Source organism: Hymenobacter tibetensis (assembly GCF_022827545.1).
Lineage (GTDB): Bacteria > Bacteroidota > Bacteroidia > Cytophagales > Hymenobacteraceae > Hymenobacter > Hymenobacter tibetensis.
In genome coordinates this window covers 4,021,146-4,046,652 of sequence record NZ_CP094669.1, presented here as the reverse complement: position 1 = coordinate 4,046,652, position 25,507 = coordinate 4,021,146, and the positions used below count along the sequence as shown (strand labels likewise).

Sequence of the window (25,507 nt, the reverse complement as noted above, 5' to 3'; positions counted from 1 at the left end):
CTTAGGGAAGTATCCACGAGCCTTGTTCTTGTTTTATCGCACGCTGTTGCCGTCGCTGAGCTTATTCTCTCTGCTCATATTGGGCACCTCTGTCCCTTATGGCAACTGGCCTTTGCAGCTGAGCGCCAGCGTGCTACTCATGAAGCTGGTTACGTTTCCCCTGGTTTGGTACCTGTCGGAGCGGATGCGTCCCCACCAATACTGGCTGTATCTGAACCTGCATATTGCGCCCTGGCAGCTATGGGCGGGTGTTGTGCTGTTAGATACGCTGGCGTTCAGTGCCATTGTGAGGGTGGTACGGCAACTGATGCTATGGATATGAGTTCGGGCACTACGCCGTGGGTGCTGGAAGCCGACGGAATCCAGTTGCAACTCGGCCAGCGGCGCATTCTTTCCAATGTGTATATCCGGGTGCAAACCGGCCAGGTAGTGGGGTTGATGGGACGCAACGGCAGCGGCAAATCCATGCTGCTGCAAACCATTTTCGGGGCTCGGCCCGTGCCCGATGCGTCGGTGCGCGTGAATGGCGCCTACACTGTGCCTGCCTACCAGCGGCCCGGCTTACTTAACTACCTGCCCCAGGCACCTTTGTTCCCCGACACCATGACGGTGGTTGAAGCGGCCCAGCTACTGCGCGTAGATGCCTACGCCGCCTTGGCCTCGTTTCCGGATCTGCAAGCTCAGTTGCCCCAGCGCATCGGCGAGCTGTCGGGTGGTACTTCGCGGTTGGTGCAGGTACTGTTATTGCTGCACGCCGATACGCGCTTTTCGTTGTTTGACGAGCCCTTTTCGGGGGTGATGCCGGTGCATATCGAAACGCTGTCCGAAGCCATCCAGAAGGTAAAAACCCGCAAGGGTCTGCTCATAACCGACCATCGTTTCACGGAACTCCTCCCCCTTTGCGATGTAGTGTACATCTTGCACAATGGACGTCTGGAGGCTCTAACCGACCCAGTTCAAGGATTACGGGACCGAGGCTATCTTGTAAACTGACTTCTTGCCTTCCACTTATGCCTGATCATACGTCTTCAACTGAACTACCTTTTCACGGTCTTTTCGTGCTGGAGCTGGCCTCTGTGCTGGCTGGGCCGCAAGTAGGCCAGTTTTTTTCTGAGCTGGGGGCGGAAGTGCTGAAAGTAGAAGCCCCAGCCGGCGACGTTACCCGCTCCTGGCGCACGCCCTCTGAAGCGCCCGACACCACCGTTTCGGCGTATTTCAGCTGCGCCAATTGGGGCAAACAGTCTGTGGTATTAGACCTGACCACCGCCGCGGGCCGGGCCGAAGTGCACCGCCTAGCTGCCCGCGCCGACATTGTACTAACCAGCTATAAGCCCGGCGATGCTGAAAAGCTGGGGGTGGAGTACGCCACCTTGGCCGCTCTCAATCCCCGGCTGCTCTATGGCCACCTCACCGGCTACGGCCCCACCGCCGCCCGCGCCGGCTATGATGCCGTGCTCCAAGCCGAAGCGGGCTTCATGCACCTCAATGCCGCTGGCCCGGAGGTAGAACCGCAGAAAATGCCAGTGGCCCTCATTGACTTGCTGGCCGCGCATCAACTCAAGGAAGGCCTGTTGACGGCGCTGTATCGGCGCGAGAAAACCGGGCGGGGCGCGCTGGTAGAAGTCTCGTTGCTACACAGTGCACTGGCCTCGCTGGCCAATCAGGCTGCTACGTTTCTGGTTACCGGCCACGATCCGCAGCCCCTAGGCTCCGGTCATCCCAGCATTGTGCCGTATGGCACCGTGTATGAAGCCGCTGACGGTATCCGGCTGTTGCTGGCCGTAGGAGCCGACCGGCAGTTCCAACACCTATGCGCCGTGCTGGATAAGCCGGAATGGGCGGGTGATGCACGTTTCGCCACGAATGCAGCCCGGGTGACGCACCGAAACGAGCTAGAGCAACTGTTGCGCACGCAAATAGCCAGCGTGAGTGGCACGGCTTTATTGCAGAAATTAGAGCACTTAGCTGTACCAGCTGGTGCCGTCCGGACAGTAGGAGAGGCCCTCCGCCACGATGCAGCGCAACCTATGCTGCTGCCCGCTACAGCTGACTTTCCGTATCAAGGAGTGCGCACGGTAGCTTTTCAGAGCACCGCATGGCCGACTGCGGAACGGTTGCTCGCTCCACCCGCGTTGCCGGCACCGAGGTAAAGCGAGTGCAACTGAAACTGTCGAGTTGCTACTTTGCGTAAGCAATAGTAGTTGCTCTACATACTATTGGGATTCAATGTATCGTGCCTTCGCCTAGTTTGTTTGGTACGCTAACCATTTACTGCATGGCCAAAAAGAAATCAGTTCCCGTCCCTGTCGATACGCAAACCGATGATGGTACGCCCGGCGCACCACTGGCCCCGGCCACCACTGGCACCAGCGGCTCCACCAATACCGATAATGCGGCGCCCAATGCTGCCGGTGAACCCGCCGACGCTCCCGCCGACCGCCTCGACCAGATTTTTGATGGCCTGAAACAGAAGTCTTCGGCCAAGCAGTCCATCTACCGCAACACCATGTCCACGTTCGACCTGCTGCGCAAGGTGACGCAGGAACTGGTAGTGGAGCTGAGCCGCAAAATCACGCCCGTGGATTCCACAGTCATCATCGAGTATCGCCCCGTCAATGACATGGAGTTTCACATCCGGTTCTCCGGCGACTTGCTGGTGTTTGTGATGCACTCCAACATCGTGACGTTCCCAGACGAGTACGGCCCCATGCCTACCAAATACGTGGAGGCTGATTTCCGCCGGCGTTTTTTCGGGCACATCATGGCCTACAACTTTATGGCCGACAGCATCAAATACCAGCGCATGAACGACCCTGGATACCTCGTGGGCCGACTGCTGATCAACATCGACAACCACTACTTCTTGGAAGGAGTGCAGCAGTTGGAGCTGCCCGACAACGACATGTCGGACAACGTAGTGACGGCCGATGGCATGAAGCTGTTTGTGGAAAGCGCCATGATTGCCGCCGTCAATAACGACCTCATTGCGCCGCCCCTCGATGATATTCAAAAGATATCGGTGAAGCAAAAACTGGAAAACCAGCAGGTCAGCCGCCCCAGCAAAGTGGGCTTCAGCTTCTCGCATGAGCAGCAATTGCACCACATAATTTAGGTGGCGCACCCAACCCAAACAGAAACGGCCTACTCAAGCGAGTAGGCCGTTTCTGTTTGGGTTGGGTGTGGACTAGCGCCGCAGGTACCCTGCTTTCTCGCGTACTTTATTCAGTACTTCCGTGCCGTAGGCCTGCGCTTTGCGGGCCCCCTCGGCTAGGCGAGCATCTAGTTCAGGTAGGTTGTTCATGTAAAAACTGAATTGCTCCCGTTCAGTGGCGAAGCGGCGCACAATCAATTCATACAGCGCCTGCTTGGCATGGCCGTAGCCGTAGCCGCCTGCCAGATAACGGGCGCGCATGTCGGCGGTTTCTTCGGCGGTGGCTAGCAGAGAGTACAGTTTGAAAGTGGTGTCGGTGTCCGGGTTTTTGGGCTCCTCTAGCGGGGTGCTGTCTGACACGATGAGCTTGATGTTTTTGAGCAACGCTTTGTCGTCGAGGAAAATGTCGATGATGTTGCCGTAGCTCTTACTCATCTTTTGCCCATCAAGGCCCGGAATCGTCTGGATTTGCTCGTCCACTTTGGCCTGGGGTAGCACAAAGGTTTCGCCGTAGCGGTTGTTGAAGGCACTAGCAATGTCCCGCGTGATTTCTAGGTGCTGAATCTGGTCTTTGCCTACCGGCACAAAGTCGGCATCGTAGAGCAAAATATCGGCCGCCATCAACACCGGATAGGTGAACAGGCCGGCATTCACATCCGAAAGCCTATCCGACTTGTCTTTGAACGAGTGCGCATTAGCCAGCATCGGATAAGGCGCAAAGCACGATAAGTACCATGTCAGCTCCGTTACCTGCGGCACATCCGACTGCCGGTAGAGCAGGTTCTTCTCGGTATCGAACCCGCAAGCCAGCCACGCGGCGGCCACCGCGTACGTGTTCTGACGCAATGTGGCTGCGTCGCGCACAGTGGTTAAGGAGTGCAAATCGGCAATAAAGAGCAACGACTGGTTGGTGCTGCTTTTCGATAGCTCAATGGCGGGGAGAATGGCGCCGAGCAGATTGCCTAAGTGGGGGCGGCCTGTGCTTTGGATGCCGGTAAGGATGCGGGACATGAGGAGGTTACTTTTGGCCTAGGTTGTAGGCCTGGACAATGGAACGTATAGTTTCTGGGGTGTAAGGTTCTTTGTTCAGGCGTGCAACAAGGTCAGGCCGGTCTTTGATGAAAGATACAATTACAGGACGAGCCTTCTTTGGGCCCAGTGGAATAGAAGTTGGCTGCTCACCTCGCCGCCGAATAAGCGCCAGTCCTCCATAGAAAGTATCACCAGGCATGCTCATTTGACCAGGTTTTCTTGTGGAAGTTAGCAACGTATAGCTCAAAAGCTCTACCCGGCCACTATCTAGCAGTTCAGCAAAATCGTGCTTTATGCGGTATTTCATGCTCATGGGCATTCCACTGTCCAACACAAAGTCATGAATAGGCACAAAAAACTTATCAGCTGCCTTAAACGACTTCACTTTCTCAGGAGCAAAAGCAACATGCTTTTTACCTGTTGTCTTCACAAGTAATTCGGCGCCTGAGCCAGAGGTGTACTTAAGATTGCCTTCGCCCTTCGTGCCGTCAAGAAGTTCGTAAGTACCGGGTGTGAAATCGCGCTGAGCGAAGCAAAAAGAGGGCGCTGCAAGAGCAGCAAGCAAAAGGTAAAGAGTACGCATACAAAAAGGATGTGAGTGTTAAAAGATAAAGCGAAAGTTATATAGTATTTTTTAAAGTATATTGTAATTTATCTTATGCTGACGCGTCAGCTACTGCTTCCTGTTGCAGTTCGGTGGAAGCCTCTTCGCCTAAATATCGGTCGATGAGGAAGTGAGCTAGATAGAGTACCGGCGTAAGCAGAATGGCAGCAGCAAATTTATACCAGTAATTCGTGTTAGCTACACCTAGCACCTGGTCCAGCGTCCAGTTGCCGAACAGGTAAAACGCTACGTAGAGCACCACAAACGAATCAACGAGCTGCGAGACGAGGGTGGAACCAGTGGCGCGCAGCCACACATACCGGCCTTTGGTGGCGCGCCGCAACGCCTGAAACACCGTGGCGTCCAATACCTGCCCGATACCAAAGGCCGTAATGGAGCCCGTAATAATGCCCAAGCCTTGCCGGAAAATGCTTTGATAAGCGAAGTCAATATTGAACGGCCGACCCTGCGGATCCGTCTTGTTCACGTCCAGCCAAAAGGCAGCGGGTGGCAGCTTGGTAGTGGCATAAATCACAACAAAAGCAAACAGGATGAGTGCCACCGTGAGGTAGCTCACCCGCAGCACTCCGGCCCGGCCAAAGTACTCGTTGATAATGTCCGTCGTGACAAACACAACGGGCCAGATGAGTACGCCCGCCGTCAGGTTGCCAGGCAATCCGAGGAGGGCATCGGCAGAGAAGATTTTCACCCCAATTATTTCAGCCAGCAACGCATTCACAATGAAAATGCCACTGAGTACTAGGTAGAGCTGTTGCTTCTTATGAGACATTACAGGTTGGAAAAAATTGGACTCGGAATGTCTGTCTATCGGCTAAAGCACAACAGTATCATTCACTTGGGCCAAGGTAATCGTTGAGGCTCACAGTGAGCGAGAGAAGCGGTTGTGCTCTGCTACAATCCAACCGCTTGCTAAAAGCCAATCAGCGGCGAGCTACACGCTCACCGTCAAGCCTTCGGTTGCCAGCTCGGTCCACTCGAACATGGCTTGGGCTTCGGCTAGTAGCGGGTTCAGGTCGCGGTAGCGGCTGGAGAAGTGACCGATAAGCAAGCGCTGCACATGTGCCCGACGAGCCAGCAAACCCGCCTGACGGGCCGTGGAGTGGTGAGTTGTGGCCGCTCGGTCGCGCATTTCTTCCAAGAAAGTAGCTTCGTGGTAGAGCAAGTCAACACCCTGTACCAAGTCGGCTAGGCTTTCGGTGTAGAGGGTGTCCGAGCAAAACGCATAGCTGCGGGCCGGTTTGGGCTCGGTGGTTACGTCGAGGTTGCGGACCACTATGTTATCTGCGTCATCGAACACGTCTTCGCCGAGCGTAAGGCCCGTGAGTTGTGCGGGGGTGAGCCCGGCGGGCAGCTTTTCTTTGAGCAGGGGGCGGCGCTTGGGTAGCTCCCGAAACAGATAGCCGCAGCACGGAATCCGGTGCCGCATGGGCAGCGTGTGCACCGTCACGTGCTTGTCTTCGTAGACCTGCGCGAATTGAGTGGTATCGACGGCAGTGAAGAGCAACTCGAAGCTTAGTTGCGTAGACGAATGCCGAAACTGCGTGGTTAGGATTTCGTCTAGGCCAGCGGGGCCGAAAAGATTCAGCGGGTCGGTGCGGCCGTTGAGGTGCATGGTGCCCAACAAGCCAAAAAGTCCGAAGTAATGGTCGCCGTGCAGGTGAGAAATGAAAATGGTTTGGATGCGCTGATGGCGGAGCTTCTGTTCCATCAAGCGGCTTTGAGTGCCTTCTCCGCAGTCGATGAGATATTGCGCATTGCCTACGGTCAGAACCTGCGCCGTTTGGTGCCGGTTGAGAAATGGCGTCGCCGACGCGCTACCCAAAATTTTCAGCTCGAACTCCATGTAATGTGTTGGATGGTTGAATGATTGGAAAGCGAACTGTTCAACAAGGCGTTGGAACGGTCAGCTATTCGACTATTCAACCATACAGCCATCCAATCATATAAAAGCAAATTGGTTGCCTGTTGTCAGCTACGAGAACCTGACAACTGACAACCAACAACCGACAACTTAAACCCCTACTCCTTGCTGGTCAGGTCGCGCTCGATGGCGTGCAGGAAAATCCGGTCGATGCCTTCCTCTACGGTTGGCAAGATATGCAATACCGATTCGAGCTTGCTGATGGTGATAAGCTTCATCACATGATCTTGCAGGCCGGTGAGGACCAACAGACCGCCCGTGGAATTGCACAACCGGTTGGCAATCAGAATGGAGCTGAGTCCTGATGAATCAGTGTATTTAACGTTGGTAAGGTCCAGAATCAAATTGTTGATTCCTTCGGCATTCAGCTTCACAAATTCCGATTTCAGATCAGGAGCTACGGTGGTGTCCAGCTTCTTCTCGTCAATCGTGATTATCGTGTACGTTTCCTTTTTATCAATCGAGTACTTCATACCGTCGGTGGTTCGGGGTTTTTAGGGAGTTGCGAAGGTAACAAAAAAATGTTCGTTGGCAGCGTGTTCAGATACCAACAAGTGAGGCGTTAGGTGGTGGTTTTACCGGCTTGAAATACCTTTGAAACCGAATGTGAGGGTGCTCCAATTACTTTGCCAATCTGCTTCTGGCAGACTAGCAGGCATCATTCGTACGGCGCTTACCATATATTGACCAGGGTTGGTTAATCGAAACAACACACGGCCGTTTTGGTTACTGTAGAGCTTGATGATTTTCACTGTTTGGCCGGGAGTTCGTTGCCATACTTGCACTAGCTGGCCGGCTTTTGGTTGCCCATCAGCAAGCACCCGAACGGTGAGGGAGTTACCAACTCTGAGCGTATACGGATTTTGTTCGGGTACTAGATCTAGTGCCATTCCCGTAGGTCGGCTCCAGGCGCGGGCAGTGTCAGCAGAAACAGGGTTGCCAACCTGAACCAGCGTTTTGGTACTACGGCTATACGCTTCTCGCCCTGGCTTGTTGAGCGAGCCTCGTTGCTGACGCTGTAGTAAGATATAATCTAGGCCTTCTTCTTTTAGGTAAGCATTAAATGTTTCGGCTTCCAACGTGGTGAAAGCATTATTGGTGCTAAGGACAACCATGTGCGTGCCAGGTTGCGCGAACGTCACGTTGGGATGTAGGGTATCGGCCTTTGTGGCGGCTGGCAGTACATCTTCGGAGGCAGTAGGCGCATAATGCGTCAAACGCGTGACGCGGTTGCTTTTATTGCCCCACCGCTCGCCAGCGAAGTTTTCACCCACAAAAATTCCAAGGTTCAAGGTGGTGCCAGCTGCCACAAAAAATTGCGGCGGCATTAGCCAGAATTCGTGTGCGGCACCCGTGAATGCGACAACAGTGAGGAGGAGAGTTGTGGTATGTATTTTTTGCAAAAGCAAGAAAGATGAAGAGCGAAAAATGGCCTATTCAGCAAGCAAACTAATGATCAGCATTAGCATTGCAACTGCTTACGCTTCAGTTTTTGACTTAGATGTTACGGTGTAAATAAGGTATGCCGGGTGAGAGAAGGCAACCAAGTGCTGCTACTAGTAGCAGAATGGGGCAAGGTAAACGGCATCAAATAGGAGTGGTGACAAGATAGTAGATAAGACAAAATTTTATAAACTATCCCACAAACAATTGGAGAGGAATAAGTCTTGTTGAGCTATGTTTTGTTTAAGTTTTACCTACTAAACTCTCTACAAAAATGAAAGCAACTTCCATTTTCCACTCCTTCGCATTCTTGCGGACTCTATGGCTTTTGCTGATTACTGCTACCCTCGGGTTGAGCGCTACCTCGTGCAGCGACGATGATGACACGCCTATGGGTAATGCAGAGCAAAACATCGTGCAGGTAGCGCAAGGCAACCCAGACTTCAGCATATTAGTTGCTGCCGTAACGAAGGCCGACTTGGCTACAACGTTGGGTGGTGTGGGACCATTCACAGTGTTTGCACCCAACAATGCGGCATTTGCCAAACTAGCTGGTGGGCCGCTGGATGCCTTCAGTACCGTTGCTAAAATCAACGCCGTAACCGACGCCAACCAGATTGCCGCTTTGCGCAGCGTGCTTCTCTACCACGTGGTAGGCGCCAACGTGCGGGCTGCCGATATTATGACTGGTGCCCGTACGACGGCCAAGCCAGCTGGCGCTACCGGCCTCAACGACAACACCATTTACCTAAGCAAAACGGGTAACAACGTATCTATCAACGGTAGCACACGGGTGGTAACGGCCGATATTACGGCCAGTAATGGCACCATTCACGCCATCGACAACGTGTTGCTTCCTCCAAGCCAGACCATAGCAGCTATAGTAACGACTAGTGCGGCCGCCAACCCGGCACAGTTCACGCTGCTGCTGGAAGCATTATCTCGGCCAGCTGCTGCGATGTTGCTAACGGCGGCCTCGGCTAATACGTCCGATATCACGGTATTTGCCCCCACCGATGCGGCTTTTCGGGCTGCCCTAACGGCTTTGAATCTGCAAAACTTAAGCCAAGTGCCGGATGCTACCCTGGTTGCTATTCTGCAAAAGCACATTGTTAGCACCGGCCGGGTATTTTCGTCTGACCTGACGCCTGGTAACGTGCCTACCCTGAACGGTAACATAACTGTGGCCGCCGCCGGCAACAGCTTCACAGTACGCGGTGGCAACGGCACAGCCGCTACTATTGGCACGGCCAATTTGTTTGCTACTAACGGTGTGGTGCACGTAATCGACCAAGTGCTGCTACCGTAGAACGCCAATTAAACCCTAGTTGCACATACTGCTGATTGACTATAAGCTAAAGACCCGGCTGCAAGAAGTAGCCGGGTCTTTAGCTTATAGTCAATCAGCAGTATGTGCTTTCGATGCGTGGCTGCTACGCTATTGCCGCTCCAAAGCCAGCATGTAAGCGCGGTCGTAGTAGATACGTAGGTTTTTCCAGTCGAATATTTCGGCGTTGCTTTCCACGTTGTTGCGCTGCATGATCCGTTCGCGGCGAGTGAGAAGCACGAAGTTCCAGAGCATTTCGGTCAGTTCTTCCGCTGATTCGTCGAAGTTCTTCTCTTGGCGCTGCACCACGTAAATACCCTTGTCTTCGTGGGCATCTACGTTTTGCATCACGTAGTCGCCGAAGCCGGAGAGGTCGGAAGTGATGGCGGGTACGCCGCGGGCCACGCACTCGAGGGGGGTGTAGCCCCAGGGCTCGTAGTAGCTCGGGAACACGCCAAGATGGCAGCCGCGCACAAACTGGCCGTACTCCATGCCAAACAGCGGGGAAGTAGGCGACACGAAATCGGGGTGATACACGATTTTCACCCGGTCGTGCTGGTGGTTGATGAGGCCCGCCTGGCGCACAAAGTTCAGGATGTCGTCTTTCTGGTCGTCAACCAAGTTGTGGGTGATAACCGACGGCAGGCTGTTAGTTTTCCAGCTTTGCAGCGTGCGGCGGTAGCGCAATTTCCAATAGTCGTCGACCATGGAGGCCAGGTCGGGGAGGCGATGGTCGGTGGAAGCGGCGGCGGCGTAGAACAGCCGTTCGCCTACCTGCCGCTCAATGGCTTCGCAGGTTTCGTGCACCTCATCCAAAATAGCCCGGTTTTGCAGAATCAGGGGGTTGATGCTGGTGAAAGGACGCTTGGTGATAAAGAACATCACTACGTTGCCTTCCAAGCCGCTCTGCTGGAGCCGGTAGTTCAACCGAGCCAGGGCTTCCAGAGTCAGGTCGAAACCTTTATTGTGGTACTCGTAGCGGCCGCTCGTAAACAAGTACACCGTTTTGTCGAGGTCGAACGAGTAGCTCTGGAAGAAGTGGGCCATCACGAATTCGTGAATCTTGGCCTTGTACTGCTGGTGCAGGTTCTGGAACTCGTGCCCGGCCACAAACCGCTCGATGTTCAGCCCGTTTGGCAGCACGGCATCCGGAATTCTATCCAGCAAGTAAATACACTCGCGCACCGTTAGCTCGCTCACGGTAGTAAACACGTGGGCACCGTGTGCCGCGGCCCGCTCCATCGTTACGGCCGTCTCGATGTTGAAGTGCCGGGCTTCGGGCAGCCAGTCCACTTGCATGAGGTGGTCGTAGAAATTCGGGTCGTTCATGGCCAGGTAGCGGCCAAGCAGGGTGGCGTGCGTGGTAAACACAATGTGCACCGGCGTCTGGTCGCGGCGCAGGCCCGGAATGGCTACGCCCGTCATCCACTCGTGGAAGTGCGCTATTACGCGCTGAGGCGGTACCACTTCCGAGGCCAATACTTGCAGGAATATCTTGGCCAGGTAGCCAAACGCCTCCACTTGGTGCAGCAGGTCATCGTTGTCGGGCGTTGGGATGCGGTGGTGGTCCCAGAGCTCGTACTTGATTTGGCCGAGCTGCGGATACGCCTGATACGGGTTGATGAGCACGGTGCGCGGCCGGCCGGTCACAAGCCATACCCCCAGGCACACATCGTACCCGAGCTGGCGCATGCGGCGCACGGCTATGGCAAATGGGTCGGAGAGGGTACTGAGCTGGTAGTCATCATAAGCCTCGAATTCGCCTTGAGCCTGTTGCGAGAAGTAGGGACCGAGCAGGCAATACCGGTCGTCCCAGCCCTGCATAGTAGCTGGAACCTTGCTGCGAATAACCGTGTAAATGCCACCAACCTGATTGCAGACTTCCCACGCTACTTCTACCAGTAGGGCGTCGGGGGCAATAGGGGTGGGAGCGGAGGAAGGGACTTGCATACGTGGACACTTGAGTGGAAGGCGGCAAGATAGGTTTCTTGCGCAGTTTAGCTAGTGTTGCTCTATTGTGTACAGGATATAAAAAGCAGGGTTTCGCCGAGACTCCAAGAAAACTCCTGAAATCCAGCAAAACCCTGCACAAAAGGCTGCGCTATCCGGTGGAGAACCCTAACTCGGTTCCTGCGAGATAATCAAGACCGAATACGGGGCCAGCCCAAACGTGCCGTGAAACGGCTGGTCGTCGTACACGCCTTCCTCGGCATGCGTGTCCATGCTCTCGAAGTTGCCGAACTCCTCGTCGTATCCTTCCCAGTCGGAATTGAAGCGCACGCGCCAGTTGCCCCCGCGAGGTAGGCCAATGGTATAGGCCTCGTGGCCCTGGTTGGCGAAGTTCGCCAGCACCACGGTGGTATCGCCGGGGCCAGATTGGTCGCGCCGAATGAAAGCCAGCGTCTTTACTTCGTTGTTGATGTGGTGCACCTCGGTGTGCTGGCCCAATAGGCCGCGCGTGTGCCCCGCGAGGTTGCGGCGCAGTGCAATCAGGTCGCGGTACAGGTGTACGAGGCCTGCGTGCTGCTCGGCGTGCTCCCATTGCAGGGGCAAGTCGTCGGAGAAGTAGCCATCGGCTAGCATTTCCTGGCCCTGAAACATCATAGGGATGCCCGGCGCGGTGAATACCAGCGCGGCACCCAGCGTCGCGCGCTTCTTCGGAAACCACCCGTGCGCATCGCCCGGCATAATTTCCTCGGTCACGCGGCTCTTGCCATTCGCTACCTCGTCATGGCTTTCCGTATAAATGACGCGCTGGAAAGCGTCGCCGTTGTAGATGCCTGTTAGCGTTTCAGCCACCCGGTGCAGGTCCCGGTCGTCGTCGTTGGGAGCTACCAGCGCATCCCGCACGATGTTGACAAAGGCTGCATCCCACTGGCTGGAAAAGCCCTGGCCGCCCTCTTCGGTGTGGCGCGTGATGTATTCGTTGCCCTGCAGATCTTCGCCAATCATGATTTTCCAAGGCATCTTGCTTTGGATTTCCTCGTTCACCCACTTCATCAGGCTCCAGCCGTCGGGTAGGTCACGAGAAGGGTCGGAGGAGCCATCCACGTTGCGAATGTGAGAAATGGAGTCGCAGCGCAGACCATCCACCCGGTAGTCTTCCAACCACATGAGGGCGTTGTCGCGGATGTAGGCCCGCACGGCGTCGCGGCCGTAGTCGGGGCGGTTGTGGCCCCAGGGAGTTTCGGCGCGCCAGTCGTTGTAGAAGTAGATGCCGCCCCCGTCGTTTTCCTGCCAGCCATCAAACTGCCAGAGGTCTAGGTCGCCGGGGCCGAAGTGGTTGTACACTACGTCCAGAATAACGGCAATGCCGTGGCGGTGGGCTTCTTTCACCAGCTGCTTGAAAGCCTGCGGTCCGCCGTAGTCGGTTTCAAGAGCAAAAGGGTGCGACGGATTGTAGCCCCAAGAACGGCCACCCGGAAACTCGGTGGGCGGCATAATTTCAATAGCATTGATGCCCAAATCACGCAGGTAGCCCAGCTTCTCGACAACATCGAGGAACGTGCCGGGCTGCTCGGGATTAGGCGCATTGAAGGTGCCGACGTGCAGTTCGTAGAGCACTAGCTCGTTCCAAGCGGGCATCTGGAACTGGTCGTCTTCCCAGTCGAAACTATGGTCGGGTACCACGGAATTGCCGGCCGAGTGCGTTACCTGGCGGGCGTAGGGGTCGTTGCGTTTTAGCTCGCCGGTGGGCGTATCGAGCCAGAATTTGTACTCGGTGCCCACGCCCACATCGAGCAGGTCAGCGGCCCAGTAGCCGTCGGTTTCGTGGGTGAGCGGGTGTGCAGTGGGGTCCCAGTCGTTGAAGGGGCCTACCACCGACACGGCCGTAGCAGCGGGTGCCCAGACCCGGAAAGTAGTGCCGTTGGTGTGTGGCAAAGCACCCATGCCGGTTTGCAGCACGGGGGTAGAGGAAGGAGCAGTTTCAAGCATGGAAGTAGAAGAAAATCAACACTGAAGGTCGACAGTTGACCTCTATTACTGCTAAGGTTAAGTTTTTGTTGGGTTTGGAACTATAATATGCTGATGCTGGACTATTTATAGCCCAAGTGAGGATAGGCTGTTGCCAGACGCACCACGTGGCACAGTGAGGTTGCCAATAAAATGCTAGTTGCAACTGGAGCTTTAGAAGTGGCTGTTTATGAACACGCCATTTGCTTCGCTTTTAGGTAGCAAACCTGTATTGCAGAAGCAAAAAAATATGCTGTGTTTCCAATATGAATAATCTGTCTGCTGCCGGCCCGATCATCTTGTATCATAAGCACCGCGCCCGGGTGGAGCGCGCAAAAGGGTTAAGCCACTTAATGCCAGCCGTAGTGCTGCTGAGCGGCTTGTTCGGCGTGATCAGCGGACAGGAGCCTTTCACGGTGCTAGCGGGACTGTAAATCCTGGTGGGGGCCTCCTACGTGCTGCTTTTGGTACGGGAGCTGCGTCACTTGCGCCACCACCCCGACCACCACGAGCCAATAGGATGGCTTGAACTAGCGGCAGCGGGCATTTTCGCCATTGAAGGCTACCACATCTGGCACCGTCACCACGAGAAGGAGTTGCTGACTGGCGCGCACAAGTTTCATGTGCTACCGTGGCTGTACGCAGCGCTGGCGGTGTGGTATGCAGTCATGGCTTTCGGCATTGGACGAATCTATGAGCGCTGCCATTTGCACCTGCATGCCGACGGGTTCAGTGGCCGTCTACGCTCGTTTGGGCAACGTTTTTCTTACAAGTGGCCGGAGGTGGACCACCTGGAGCCAAGCGGACCTGCCGATGTGCTAGTGCACCACCGCAACGGCCAACAGCAGCGCCTCTCCTTCGCAAACGTACAGAACGGCCCGGCCATGCGCGACCAGTTGCTGGCGCACAGCAACATGAATTCACCCACGATGAGCTGAAACAGAACGTGGCCGGCCACCCACCTGTGCATCAGCCGCTCGAATGACCAACCCCATGTGGGTGGAGCAGGCGCATTTGCTGTTGGCGCTACTACTCGGTGGTGCCAACAGCATAGCACACTACCCAGATACCCGCGTTGCTCGTTGCGGAACGGATTTCCTGTGGTTTCCGCGCTACTGCCGGGGGCGGGCAACGCCCAAGCGTGCTTCTGCGTTGGGACGGAAAGTTTCTGCTACTCATGCTTCTTCTGTTCCGCTTGTTGCTGGTGTTACTGCTGGCTCTGCCCGCTGCGCCGGCTTCGGCCTATTCGGTGCTTACCCACCAAGCCGTTATTGATTCCACCTGGGACAAGTGCTTGGTGCCCCTGCTGCGCCAGCGCTACCCCGCTACCGCCGATTCCGCGCTGCTTCTTGAAGCGAAAAGCTATGCCTATGGTGGGGCCATTTTGCAGGACATGGGCTACTATCCGCTGGGCGCCGAGTTCTTCACCAATCTCACGCACTACGTCCGGGCCGGCGACTTTGTGCGTAGCCTGTTGCGGCAAGCCCGCACCTCCAACGAATATGCCTTTGCGTTGGGCGCCCTCTCGCACTACGTAGCCGACAACGTGGGGCACCCCGAGGGCACCAACCAGATTATGCCCACCGTGTACGCCGACTTACGCACCACGTATGGCCCAATCGTGACCTATGAAAACGCGCCTATCCGGCACACCGAACTGGAGTTTTCGTTTGATGTGGTGCAGGTGGCTGCTGGCCGCTACCGCACCCAAGACTACCATAAGTTCATTGGGTTTCGGGTGAGCAAGCCGGTGCTGGAACGGGCGTTTCAGGAAACGTATGGGCTGGAACTAGGGCAGGTGTTTCTGAACGTGGATGTGAGCGTGGCCTCATTTCGGTTTGCTGTGAATCAATTGCTGCCCGCGGCTGCGCGGGCCGCCTGGTACAGCCAGCACAAGGAAATTCGGCGGGTGAGCCCCCGGGCCCGGCGCCGCGAGTATCTATACAAAACCAACCGCCGCCGATTTGAGCGGGAGTTTGGCACCGACTATGAGAAGCCCGGCTTTGGAGCCCGAATGGTGGCGCGCGTTATCAACCTGCTGCCTAAGTTCGGGCCACTAAAAACCTACGCATTTGAGTTGCCCAGCGCGGAAGGGGAGAAGCAGTTTCGCCGGAGCTACCGGGCTGTGCTGGGGCAGTTCTGCGCCCTCACCGCGCAGCAGCCCACCGACACGACCGCGTTCAGCCCCCACCTGCTCAACACCAACCTTGATACTGGCCAGCCCACCCGCGCCACTGCTTACCAACTGGCCGACGAGTCGTACGGAGAATTGCTACGGGAATTATACAAGCACAACTTCGAGCACCTCACGCCCAGCCTGCGCGAAGAACTCCTAACGTACTTCGCCAACGGTGTGCCCACGCCTGCCCAACAAACCGACCGCAAAGCCGAAGACGACAATGAGGCGGACGACCTACGCGAAGATGCAAAAGAGCGTGAGCAAACCACCGAGGCTCTAGCCGCCCTCCGGAAGCTGGTGCCGTAGCTGGAAAGTAGGCCCCGGCGGCTAGTTGTCTGTTCCGAAGGCCACGGGTTTTCCTTTAATGCATATGCTAGATGCCCCTCCATCGTCTATACGCTCCGGAAGGAGGGGGACCATGGAGGGGCATTGGCGATTTTTCGAGCGAGTACCTATTCTTTACTACTTGCTCACCTAGGCTAGTCTGGCACCATAGCAAGCTCGGGTGTCACTTGTTGCGACGTCTGCTGCTTGCTAGAGGCTTTCGTGACGGCCGGGCTCCATTTGGTGTTGTTGCAGCGTGGACACTGCGTGGTTGGCATGTGAGAGGAAGAAGCGAGGTTGCCACAGCAGGTACAAGCAAACATGTCGGGTACGCGCTGCTGCTGCTGCTGGATGTAGTCTTGGTCCCAGTCAGGGGCGAGGGTGAGGCCGGGTTGGGGCTCGTCTTGCTCGATGACCGTGAACGACCCGTTGGCCTCCATGTACAGCCGCTTCACCTGCCCTAGGCTGTCGAGCTTGGAGCCGCGCAGCTTGGCAAATACCCGTTCCTGCGACAGTAGACATTCTTTCATAGCGTCAAGCTGCAAACAACCATCTTCCACTAGAATACTTAAATCATCCTGCGCAATGTGCTCGAATTTGCTGCTGCTAAATGTAGCACGCGCCAACAAGCGCTGCCCAAGCACAATGATGACTGATGCCACCAAGGGGGCAACTATTCCGCGGTCGGGGGCCAGAATTGGTACGCCGCCAGCTGCCGCCAACGATACCAATCCCGTCATTTCGGTGCGGTTGAGCTGGCTGCCCATCCGCTTACCCATCAGGCGCATAGAAATCAGCAGGATAGCATAAATAATAGTGATTCGGAGGACGGCCTCTAGTAGAAAGCTCCAGGGCACATCGCCCAGTCCCATTCGCAATAAGTCAAAAGGCTTGAATTCTGGCATACGGTTGATGATGAAATAGTAAGCTGATGAATGAAGAAATGATGGGTGGGAGAGGCCACCATGCAGCCAGCGAGTTGAACTAGGTGCACACAGGCTTGCTCAGCTACAGCAGGAACTGCTGGCTTTGTTGCTGCGCACAAAGGCGCACGGATTCCACACGTGGTTGGTGGTAGAGGCTAGCCGTACGGCTGGACTTGCCCTATTGCACGGCGCTGGTCCACTGGTCGTGGCCACAGTTGGGGCACTGCTTGCCGGAATGAATCTGCGCCTTGTCGGGCTGGCCACAATAGACGCACACTTTCTGGTGGTCAACTGGCTTAAGGGTCTGGTTCATCCTGACGTCCTTGGCCGGCAACACGCTCAGCCCAGCCGTTGGGGCGTCGTTCTTGAACACGCTAAACGACCCGTTGCCTTCCAGATACAGCCGCTTCACCTCACCGAGCTGTTTGATGTCACGGTCGCGCAGTTGAGCAAACACTTCATTGGGCGAAATAGAGTCATCCCGCATGTGGTTGATTTGCATCACTCCATCCTTCACCAGCAGCGTGACGTCGCCTTGTACTGCCAGCTCCACCTTGCGGTTTTTGAGCGACAGCCAACTGATGCCTCGCTGGTAAATCAATACGCAAATCAAGAGCAGCGTTCCGGGCAGCAGGCCCCTGGTAGGAATCTGCATAGGAACAGCCACAATACCCCCGAGCATGATCATGACGCCTAGCTCGGTAATAGTGAGCTGGGCACTCATGCGTTTGCCGAGAAGACGCATGATCACCAAGAAAACCAGATAAATCAGAATGGTGCGCACTATTACTTCCCACGTGAAGACACCTGGGGTGTCACCGAATAAGATCCGGTTCCAATCACCCAGATGAATATCTTCCTTTTTCATATAACTCGCTGTAGCACATTGAAATCTATATGGCTAAACGAAGGCCTTTGGACAGGCGTTGCCGGGATAATGACTTAATGTTGTCCGTATAAACCCTGATTTGTACTCGAGCTGTGCGTGCAAAAGGAAGTTGGTAAAACCCTGTGACGTGAGTTTTTGATAGGTTTCGCAACTTGCAGCTGCTGCCTGCGGTTCTTATATCCCACCTACCAGATTGTACCCGTGCCTCGCCCGAAACCTGTCACCTACGGCCTTTATTCCTGGACGCCCGACTATGGCTTCCGCTACATCCATCCGGCCAACCGCCGCACGTTCGAGTGGCTGGAACCGGTGGGTAAATTGTTCGAGAAAATAGAAGAAACAGAAGACTGGATTCTGCTGCGCTACGACGAGCAGCAGTTCAAAGTCAGCAGTGAACTGTTCAAGGAACTGTACAGCAAGCCGCCCTTCAGCTTCGGCGACTTAGTGCAAGAAGTAAATCCTGCACCCGGCCAGCCCGCGCACGAAGGCCTGATATCCGATGTGTACTGGGATGATGCTACCCACACCGCTCGTTTCCAAATAGTGGAGCGTAAGCGCAAGGTGAAACGCATCTTCGATGCTGATGAGCTGCGTTTGAAATAGTGAAGTGGTGAGTTTGATGTTCTGCTGGCGCACTCTGCGCAAGTGGCGCTGTTTGAACTATCAAACTCACTATCTCACCACTTCACAGCCCCACTGCAATACCCGTTACCAGGGCTACTACGGCCAGCACTACGAGCCCTAGGTACAGCGGCAGTACAAACTTCCACCACTCATCAAACCGGACGCCACAAACGGCTACAATGGCCATGAGGGCGCCGTTGGTGGGTGTAATCAACTCACAGAGGCCTGCGCCATACTGATACGCCAGCACCGTAACCTGGCGCGAAAGACCAATGAGGTCGGAGAGGGGCACTAGCAGCGGCATGGTGAGCACCGCCTGCCCGCTTACCGACGGCACCGGCAAGTGCAAAGCGGTGTGTAGTGCCAGCATACCCAAGGCCGAAAGCGTAACCGGCAGCCCCACCAAGGGAGCCGACAAACTGTTGACGATGGTATCGACAATCTGACCTTGCTCTAAGACCAGGAAAATAGCGCGGGCAAACCCAATAAGCAGCGCCGACAATGCCATGTCGCGGCAGCCACTCACGAAACTGTCGGCGGTGCCTTGGAGCCCGAGGCCCCCAAGCAGGCCGGCGGCTACGCCCAACGAGAAAAACAGCGCCGACATCTGCTCGAAGTCCCAGCCTAGTTTCAGCACACCGTACGCGAAGAAGGCAAACGTGAGCAGCAGCAAGGTCAAAACCAGCCCGTGTTGGCCGGGCCGGCTGGCGGCGGGTGCGGCCTCGTCGGCTTCTGGTGCCATGCGGTGGCGTAAGGCGTACCGAACAGTGCCGGCAATCCAGAATGCAACCGCCAGCACCAGAAAGGCCACGCGGAACCCGCTGCCCGAGAGCAGCGGCAACTGCGCCAGTTTCTGCGCAATACCCACCTGAAACGGGTTGAGCGGACTGAATGCCGCCCCCACGGCGGCTGAGCCCAAGCTTACCGCCGCCGCAGTAATGGCAGGATACCCAATGCGGCGCATAAGCACCAGCAGCACCGGAATGAGCGGAATGATTTCCTCTTGCATATTCTCTAGCGCGCCCATCGTGGCGAAGAGCACGGAAATAATAGGAATCACCACTGCCTCGCGCCCCCTAAACCGCGCCAGCAGCCAGTCGACGCCGTGGCGGAGGGCGCCGGTATGGTCGACTACGGTGAAAGCCCCACCGGCAATAAAAACCAGAAAAATGACCGAAGCAGCGTCAGCGAGTCCTTTCGGGATGTCCACCAAGGCCTGCAGCGGGCTGACTGGCGAAGCCGGCACGCGGTGGTAGGAGCCGGCTATTACTACGTTGCGGCCGGTAGCGGCATCGGGGCGGCGTTCAAATATGCCAGTCGGTAATAGGTAGCTAAGCACACAAGCCAGCAGGATAAAGCCCACCAATAAAACCAGCGGGTGCGGAAAGCGAATCGTCTTCATGAATGACGTAGTGACTTGGGAGATTGGCGCGTTGTGCATTCTAGGGGCGCAATATGCGCAAGTAGGACCGGCAGAACGGCTAATTCCCTAATTCGTTGAGCCAGTACATTCCCTCCTGCGTATCTTCGGGTTTCAGTTAGCGCCTCATGAACCTGCTTGTCTTCAAAAAGCTCCCGATGGGTCAGCAGGCCGACGTCTTGCGTCGGCATGGCCATTTTCTGGCCGAGCGGCGCGAAGACAGCTTCAGTTTGCGCCTGTATGCGCTCGGCGATTTTTACGCGGAAGAGTGGCGCGTGCACGATGAAGACCACATTCTCTTCATTCATCTTTTCCAGAATTCCGGTGGCCTGAACGAGTACTTAGCGAAAATCCGGCTGCCAGAGGTGTGAATGGCTTAAGATAGGAGTGACTAAGTAGCTGGCGCTTCTCAATTACTATTACTCGGCTCTTCTATGACATCTATATTCTCTAGGTTTGCAAACCTGCGACGTTCAGTGAAGCCAATTGCTTCCCCAGCAGTTTCCTCTCAAGACACAGAGGTCACAGCTGCTGAGCAGGCCAAATTTCTAGAGTGTATAAAAGCAGAGATTCAAGCACAGCATTCGCAACTTCAGATAGAAGAAAAAGGAGATGTACTGCATATTCTGCCTGTTCAACTACAAATAAGAGCGCAAATAACCAGCCGTACAGTTCATGCCGATGCTGTGGTAGAATGCCAAGTAGTGCGGTTGTACCAAGACCAACTAATTCCAGACTATGTGGAAGACGTGTTGGCCGGTATTGGTGAAAACAGTGTGGATGCCGCTCATAAAGGAGCTTTAGTATTTACAACAGGAGTCTTTACCACAATACTTGACTCTCTTGAAAGGCGCCATCAATCTGAATATGACTTCTACACGGTTGAAGCTGATCAGCAAATTCAATGGCATCAAATTTTTGGGCCTGTGATGGTGCAAGGATTCTGGCGTACCCATATAGAAGAAATTAAAGAAGAGCACTTAACTGCTTTGCTACGGCCTCTGCTCCACGATAAGCTGCCAAACCAACTGCTCAGCTGGATGAAGATGTATGTAGCTCGGCTACCGAGTGGAGAATTAATAGTTGAGTGCTTGCTAAATAATCAACATTGGCCAGAGGCAGTCGCCCTGCTGCGATGCGAAGCCGAAATGTGGCCAGCGGTAGATGAGTTTATGGCACAACGTCAGTTCGTCGCGTTTCGTCGGTGCATGTAAAAGCAGGGTCTGTTATATTCCTGAATACATATATTGACGGTATGAAACCGTCTCGCCTTCTACCACTGCTGCTGGCGCTGCTCAAATTCGGGTCGGGCTACGTATTGGCCAGCCGTGCCTACGAGCTGCACCGCGACGAATACCTCTACCTCAACTACGGTCGTCATCTGGCCTGGGGTTATTTGGAAGTACCACCGCTTACGGCGTTGCAAAGCTGGGTTACGTTGGCCTTGGGTGGTGGCTGGGGGTGGGTGAAGTTCTGGCCGTTTCTGTGGGGCAGTATCACGGTATATCTGGTGGCGCGGCTGGTGCAGCACGTGGGCGGGGGCTGGTTTGCGGTAGCATTGGCGGGCATCGGCTACCTAGTGGCCGCTTATGCGCGGCTCAACTTCCTGTTTCAGCCCAATTCGTTTGAGGTGCTGGCTTTCATGGCCGCTGCGTATGCCTTGGTACGCCACGCGCAAACCAGCCGCTCCCGCTACCTCTATTTGCTAGGCGCGACGCTCGGGCTGAGTATGCTCAACAAGTACACCACCGCATTTTATGTAGGCGCACTGCTGATCAGCTTACTGCTAACCCCGCAACGAAAACTGCTTTGGAACCGCCATTTGTGGGGCGCGGCCGCTCTGGCCTTGCTGCTGTGGCTTCCCAACCTGGTGTGGCAGCTCGTTCACGGCATCCCGTTCCGCCACCACATGGAGCTGCTCCACGACACGCAGCTCGTGCATATGTCGGCCGCCGACTTTTGGAAAGAGCAGTTGCTGCTGTGCTTTCCCGTGGTATGGGTTTGGGTGCCGGGGCTGCTGGCGTTGTTGCTGTACCGGCCGTTTCAACCCTACCGCGCCGTGGGGGTACTATACGTGGCTGGCCTGCTGATTCTGACCCTGATGCACGGCAAGGGCTACTACGCCCTAGGGTATTATCCGGTGCTGCTGTCGTTTGGGGCGGTGTGGCTGGAGCGGCAAGTAGCCTCGTTCCAATTTGGGGCGGTGGCCCGGCCGGTGCTGCTGGTAGTTCCAGTGGTGCCTCTAATTTGGTTTCTGCCGTTCGTTTTCACGCTGTACTCGCCGGCGCACATGCAGCGGATAGGTCCGCGCTACGAAAGCCTGGGGCTCCTGCGTTGGGAAGATGGCCAAAATCACCCCTTACCCCAAGACTACGCCGACATGGTGGGCTGGCAGGAACTGGCCGACAAAACCTGGCAGGCCTACCAAACACTCCCGGCTGCCACCCGCGCCAACACCCTCATCAAGTGCGACAACTACGGCCAGGCTGGCGCCATCAACTACTACAACCGCCACCGCGCCCTCCCCGCGGCCAACAGTTTCAATGGCAGCTACTTGTTTTGGTTTCCGCCCCGGCCAACCCACCCGTTTCGCTATATGCTGCTCATTGGCGAGGGAGAGCCAGCCAAGCTGGTGCCGCACTTCAACAGCTTCCGCAAGGTGGGTGAAATCACCAACCCTTATGCCCGCGAAAGCGGCACGACCATCTACCTCGGCACCGACCCGGATTCCGCTATTATGAACCTGGCCTACCGGGAACACCAAGCAGAAGTAGCCGCTTGGGAAGGCCGACAGCTCCCCCGCCGCTAGGCGCTGGCACTAATACGCTCCTTCCGCCGTTCTTCTGCTTCCGTCCGTTTAGCCTGCAACAACCGGCTGAATTCTGTGACCTTCCCCAGCCCGATAACTTTGCCGGGGGCGCCCCGTACGTCAAACCATCTTGTCGGAGTACTGTGCTTTCGGCTGAATTTTCGTTGTTGTAATTGAACAGTGCTCAAGCAAGTAATATGTGGATAGTTTTTTCATTGCTGGCGGCCTTATCAGCCGCTGTGGTCGTCACGCTTTCTAAGGCGGGCATCAAAACCGTGGACTCCAGCTTGGCTTTCGCCATTCAATCGATACTGATTGTGCTAGTGGCCTGGAGCGTGGTGGCCTGGCAAGGCAACCTGCCCGATGTGGCCGCTATTGACCGCCGTAGCTGGGTGTTTCTGATTGCGGCGGGCGTTATCACCTGCGTTTCCTCGTTGCTCTCGTTTCGGGCCCTCTCGCTCGGCAATGCCTCCCGCGTATCGCCGCTCGATAAGGTGTCATTGGTGTTTGCTATTATGCTGGCCGCTGTTTTTCTGAAAGAAAAAATCAGCTGGCAAGTGATGCTCGGCGCGGGCCTAATGGTGGTAGGAGCCGTCGTTATTGCCATGGCGAAGCCAGCCGGCGAGTGAAGCAATTCAACGTGCCACTAGGGGCGTTTTGGGTGGCCGCGAAGCAAGGAAAAGCTGTGTATAAGCAATGAAGTGAAAAGAGGCGCGAATAGAATAGGGCATCTATTAAATTAACTAGATATTCGCGGTTGATATAGGCAAGAACTGAACACTGGTGCCAGCTTTCAGTTTCTTGTTCTGTGCTCTCCTCCGCCCTACATGCTCGCTTGCTTTCGTTGGTTTCTATTGTTTTTGTTCGCAGGCCTTCTCCTACTGGTGGGTGCAGGAACTGTTCGGGCGCAAAGCCTAGCCCTCAACGAGCTGCGTGCGCAGGCGCGGCAAGAGCAAATTGACAGCAGCCGCGTACTGCTGCTTTGCAAGATCAGCGACCAGTACTGGGCCCTAAGCACCGATTCGGCGGCGGCCTATGCCGAACGAGCTTTGGCCTTAGCGCAGCGCATCAAGTACCGGCACGGCGAAGGCGAGGCCCTGAACCGCTTGGGGGCGGCGTTGCGCGAAAGCAATCTGGCTCGTGCGCTAGAACTGTTCCAGTTGTCGTTGCGGCTGGCCGAATCCATCCACGACCGGCCGCTGCAAGCACAAAACCTGCGCAGCATTGGCATCATTTACGTGTATCTGCGCGACCGGAAACAGGGCCTGTCGTACTACTTTCAGGCGTTGCGCATCGGGCAAGCCCTGCACGACGAGCAGCGCATTGTACTCGAGCTAAGTAATATTGGGCTGGCCTACGACGTGTTCAACCAGCTGGATTCGGCGCAGTACTTTCAGCAACAGGCTTTCCAACTGGCGCAGCGTCTGCACGCGCCCACCAATTATATTCTGTACGGCCTTGGCAACGTGGCGCGCAAGCAAGGTGATATCACGCAGGCTCGCACGTACTATCGCCGCAGCATCAGGGAGTCGGCTGCTTTGCGGCATTTGCGCAGTAGCAATTTTGCCTACGTGGGGCTGGCTACGTTGTATCAGAACATCGGAAAATCAGACTCCAGTATCTATTATGCCGGGCTTGGCTGCCAGGCGGCGCAGGCTAACGGCTTTTTGCGGGGCGTGCTTAATGCCAGCACGCTACTCACGCAGGAGTTCAAAGCAAGTGGTTCCGCCGACAGCGCCCTCAAGTACCAGAGCCTGATGCTGACCATGAAGGACACGCTGTTTGGGCAGGAAAAAGTGATGCGCCTGCAAAACATCAACTACCAAGAGCGCCAACACAAAGCACAAGTAGGCGCCGAAAGATCCCGCATGCAAGCGCGCTATCGGACTTATGGGATGCTGGCGGGCCTGGTGGGGCTACTGCTTATTATTGGCCTGCTGATACGCAATTACCGGCAGCAGCAGCAAGCCAATGCCACGCTCCAGGCTTCCCTAGCCGACCTGAAGGCAGCGCAGTTTCAGTTGGTGCAGCGCGAGAAAATGGCGTTTCTAGGAGAGCTGACGGCTGGTGTGGCCCACGAACTACAAAACCCGCTCGGCTTCGTGAAGCAGTTTGCGGCGGTCAGTACCGAGCTTATTGACGAGATAAACGGTGCGCAACAGCTGGCGCGGGATGGAAAGCTGGAACGGGAAATCTTGGACGGCCTCAAGCAGAATATGCTGAGCATCAGCCAGCACGGCCAGCGTGCTACCGCCATCATCAAAGGCATGTTGGAGCACGCCCGCACGGGTAGTGGGCAGCGCGAACCAACCAGCCTCAACCATCTGGCCGAAGAAAGCTGGCAGATGGCCTACCAAAGCGTGCAGCACGAGCATCCTGCTTTTACGGCCACCCTCACCACCCACTTCGACCCAGACCTGCCTCTCATACACGTCATTGCGCAAGACCTGAGCCGGGTGCTGCTGAACCTGTGCACCAATGCCCTTTATGCCGTACGGCAGCGCCAGCTCACAACCGGGGCAGCCTACCAGCCCGAAGTGCGCATAAGCACCCGCTTGCTATCCGGCAGCGTTGAACTCACGGTCAGCGACAACGGGGTCGGCATTCCGGAAGACGTGAAGGCAAAGATTTTCCATCCCTTCTTCACCACCAAGCCAGTTGGCGAAGGCACGGGCCTCGGCCTTTCGCTCAGCCACGATATTGTGAGTACAGGCCACGGCGGCACCCTCACCGTAGCATCGAAAGAAGGAGAGGGGACGACGTTCATTATTACGCTGCCGCCCAGTGCTATAACAGGATAAAACCTACTACAGTATCGGGTGCAACAAGGGATGGAAACAGGAAGACACTAACGCCGAAACCGGCAAGGCAAATGGCACCAGA

General features: G+C 55.8%; 25 protein-coding genes. 14 read left to right on the top strand and 11 right to left on the bottom strand.

Translation table 11 applies throughout. The features are described 5' to 3' along the window. The first annotated feature begins 22 nt into the window (after nucleotides 1-22). The 4 genes from MTX78_RS16205 (at nucleotide 23) to MTX78_RS16190 (ending at nucleotide 3,112) form a co-directional block, all read left to right on the top strand. Nucleotides 23-322 (top strand): hypothetical protein, encoded by a 300-nt coding sequence (locus MTX78_RS16205; protein WP_243796409.1) that lies wholly within the window; start codon nucleotides 23-25, stop codon nucleotides 320-322. Next, entirely contained in the window at nucleotides 319-993 is a 675-nt protein-coding gene (locus tag MTX78_RS16200; RefSeq protein WP_243796407.1) for an ATP-binding cassette domain-containing protein, read from the top strand. Before MTX78_RS16205 ends, MTX78_RS16200 begins: the two co-directional genes overlap by 4 nt. A gap of 17 nt (nucleotides 994-1,010) precedes the next feature. Continuing rightward, nucleotides 1,011-2,150, top strand: coding sequence for a CaiB/BaiF CoA transferase family protein (locus MTX78_RS16195; RefSeq protein ID WP_243796396.1), 1,140 nt, complete (start codon nucleotides 1,011-1,013; stop codon nucleotides 2,148-2,150). Nucleotides 2,151-2,275: 125 nt separating this feature from the next. Next, nucleotides 2,276-3,112 carry a hypothetical protein gene (locus MTX78_RS16190; RefSeq protein ID WP_243796395.1) on the top strand — a complete coding sequence of 279 codons (837 nt, stop codon included), beginning with the start codon at nucleotides 2,276-2,278 and terminating at the stop codon, nucleotides 3,110-3,112. 72 nt (nucleotides 3,113-3,184) lie between these two features. Here the strand turns inward: MTX78_RS16190 and trpS are convergent, their stop codons facing one another. From trpS to MTX78_RS16160, 6 genes are all read right to left on the bottom strand, one after another. Then, complete coding sequence (gene trpS, locus MTX78_RS16185) at nucleotides 3,185-4,162, bottom strand: tryptophan--tRNA ligase (protein ID WP_243796383.1); 978 nt, start codon at nucleotides 4,160-4,162, stop codon at nucleotides 3,185-3,187. Between the two features lie 7 nt (nucleotides 4,163-4,169). Beyond that, complete coding sequence (locus tag MTX78_RS16180) at nucleotides 4,170-4,766, bottom strand: hypothetical protein (RefSeq protein WP_243796382.1); 597 nt, start codon at nucleotides 4,764-4,766, stop codon at nucleotides 4,170-4,172. Between the two features lie 73 nt (nucleotides 4,767-4,839). Continuing rightward, nucleotides 4,840-5,577: a queuosine precursor transporter gene (locus tag MTX78_RS16175; RefSeq protein ID WP_243796375.1), complete on the bottom strand. Its 738-nt coding sequence runs from the start codon at nucleotides 5,575-5,577 to the stop codon at nucleotides 4,840-4,842. Nucleotides 5,578-5,739: 162 nt separating this feature from the next. Further along, the gene (locus tag MTX78_RS16170; RefSeq protein ID WP_243796369.1) at nucleotides 5,740-6,651 is read right to left on the bottom strand and encodes a ribonuclease Z; all 912 of its coding nucleotides are present in this window, start codon (nucleotides 6,649-6,651) and stop codon (nucleotides 5,740-5,742) included. Between the two features lie 176 nt (nucleotides 6,652-6,827). Next, entirely contained in the window at nucleotides 6,828-7,202 is a 375-nt protein-coding gene (locus MTX78_RS16165) for an STAS domain-containing protein (protein WP_022825949.1), read from the bottom strand. Between the two features lie 102 nt (nucleotides 7,203-7,304). Further along, entirely contained in the window at nucleotides 7,305-8,057 is a 753-nt protein-coding gene (locus tag MTX78_RS16160) for a DUF4198 domain-containing protein (RefSeq protein WP_243796367.1), read from the bottom strand. 389 nt (nucleotides 8,058-8,446) lie between these two features. Here MTX78_RS16160 and MTX78_RS16155 point away from each other — a divergent pair, with 389 nt between their 5' ends. Next, on the top strand, nucleotides 8,447-9,481 hold the full coding sequence (locus tag MTX78_RS16155; RefSeq protein WP_243796361.1) for a fasciclin domain-containing protein: 1,035 nt from the start codon (nucleotides 8,447-8,449) through the stop codon (nucleotides 9,479-9,481). Nucleotides 9,482-9,610: 129 nt separating this feature from the next. Here MTX78_RS16155 and MTX78_RS16150 read toward each other — a convergent pair whose 3' ends face one another. Together MTX78_RS16150 and MTX78_RS16145 are read right to left on the bottom strand one after the other, a co-directional pair. Continuing rightward, complete coding sequence (locus tag MTX78_RS16150; RefSeq protein WP_243796353.1) at nucleotides 9,611-11,449, bottom strand: glycosyltransferase; 1,839 nt, start codon at nucleotides 11,447-11,449, stop codon at nucleotides 9,611-9,613. A 168-nt stretch (nucleotides 11,450-11,617) separates the two neighbouring features. Further along, the gene (locus MTX78_RS16145) at nucleotides 11,618-13,435 is read right to left on the bottom strand and encodes an alpha-amylase family glycosyl hydrolase (RefSeq protein ID WP_243796347.1); all 1,818 of its coding nucleotides are present in this window, start codon (nucleotides 13,433-13,435) and stop codon (nucleotides 11,618-11,620) included. A gap of 284 nt (nucleotides 13,436-13,719) precedes the next feature. Here MTX78_RS16145 and MTX78_RS16140 point away from each other — a divergent pair, with 284 nt between their 5' ends. The 3 genes from MTX78_RS16140 to MTX78_RS16130 all read left to right on the top strand — a co-directional run bounded on the left by MTX78_RS16140 (nucleotide 13,720) and on the right by MTX78_RS16130 (nucleotide 15,938). Beyond that, complete coding sequence (locus MTX78_RS16140) at nucleotides 13,720-13,887, top strand: hypothetical protein (RefSeq protein WP_243796345.1); 168 nt, start codon at nucleotides 13,720-13,722, stop codon at nucleotides 13,885-13,887. 21 nt (nucleotides 13,888-13,908) lie between these two features. Further along, nucleotides 13,909-14,391 carry a hypothetical protein gene (locus MTX78_RS16135; protein ID WP_243796343.1) on the top strand — a complete coding sequence of 161 codons (483 nt, stop codon included), beginning with the start codon at nucleotides 13,909-13,911 and terminating at the stop codon, nucleotides 14,389-14,391. Between the two features lie 239 nt (nucleotides 14,392-14,630). Continuing rightward, a complete protein-coding gene (locus MTX78_RS16130; protein ID WP_243796341.1) occupies nucleotides 14,631-15,938 on the top strand; it encodes a zinc dependent phospholipase C family protein in 1,308 nt (435 codons plus the stop codon). 173 nt (nucleotides 15,939-16,111) lie between these two features. On the opposite strand, the gene MTX78_RS16125 is transcribed toward MTX78_RS16130, so the two are convergent. Both MTX78_RS16125 and MTX78_RS16120 read right to left on the bottom strand, forming a co-directional pair. Beyond that, on the bottom strand, nucleotides 16,112-16,861 hold the full coding sequence (locus MTX78_RS16125) for a DUF421 domain-containing protein (RefSeq protein WP_243796339.1): 750 nt from the start codon (nucleotides 16,859-16,861) through the stop codon (nucleotides 16,112-16,114). A 199-nt stretch (nucleotides 16,862-17,060) separates the two neighbouring features. Next, nucleotides 17,061-17,750 (bottom strand): DUF421 domain-containing protein, encoded by a 690-nt coding sequence (locus tag MTX78_RS16120; RefSeq protein ID WP_243796337.1) that lies wholly within the window; start codon nucleotides 17,748-17,750, stop codon nucleotides 17,061-17,063. Between the two features lie 222 nt (nucleotides 17,751-17,972). Here MTX78_RS16120 and MTX78_RS16115 point away from each other — a divergent pair, with 222 nt between their 5' ends. After that, nucleotides 17,973-18,374: a DUF6960 family protein gene (locus MTX78_RS16115; protein ID WP_243796336.1), complete on the top strand. Its 402-nt coding sequence runs from the start codon at nucleotides 17,973-17,975 to the stop codon at nucleotides 18,372-18,374. 82 nt (nucleotides 18,375-18,456) lie between these two features. Here MTX78_RS16115 and MTX78_RS16110 read toward each other — a convergent pair whose 3' ends face one another. Next, nucleotides 18,457-19,797 (bottom strand): YfcC family protein, encoded by a 1,341-nt coding sequence (locus MTX78_RS16110; protein ID WP_243796334.1) that lies wholly within the window; start codon nucleotides 19,795-19,797, stop codon nucleotides 18,457-18,459. 146 nt (nucleotides 19,798-19,943) lie between these two features. Between MTX78_RS16110 and MTX78_RS16105 the strand changes: the two genes are divergently transcribed. The 5 genes from MTX78_RS16105 (at nucleotide 19,944) to MTX78_RS16085 (ending at nucleotide 25,425) form a co-directional block, all read left to right on the top strand. After that, complete coding sequence (locus MTX78_RS16105; RefSeq protein ID WP_243796333.1) at nucleotides 19,944-20,186, top strand: hypothetical protein; 243 nt, start codon at nucleotides 19,944-19,946, stop codon at nucleotides 20,184-20,186. Between the two features lie 63 nt (nucleotides 20,187-20,249). Then, nucleotides 20,250-21,029: a DUF6348 family protein gene (locus tag MTX78_RS16100; protein ID WP_243796331.1), complete on the top strand. Its 780-nt coding sequence runs from the start codon at nucleotides 20,250-20,252 to the stop codon at nucleotides 21,027-21,029. A 41-nt stretch (nucleotides 21,030-21,070) separates the two neighbouring features. Then, on the top strand, nucleotides 21,071-22,624 hold the full coding sequence (locus MTX78_RS16095) for a glycosyltransferase family 39 protein (protein WP_243796330.1): 1,554 nt from the start codon (nucleotides 21,071-21,073) through the stop codon (nucleotides 22,622-22,624). Nucleotides 22,625-22,821: 197 nt separating this feature from the next. Continuing rightward, on the top strand, nucleotides 22,822-23,253 hold the full coding sequence (locus MTX78_RS16090) for an EamA family transporter (protein ID WP_243796328.1): 432 nt from the start codon (nucleotides 22,822-22,824) through the stop codon (nucleotides 23,251-23,253). 231 nt (nucleotides 23,254-23,484) lie between these two features. Further along, a complete protein-coding gene (locus MTX78_RS16085; protein WP_243796322.1) occupies nucleotides 23,485-25,425 on the top strand; it encodes a tetratricopeptide repeat-containing sensor histidine kinase in 1,941 nt (646 codons plus the stop codon). Nucleotides 25,426-25,507: the final 82 nt, after the last annotated feature.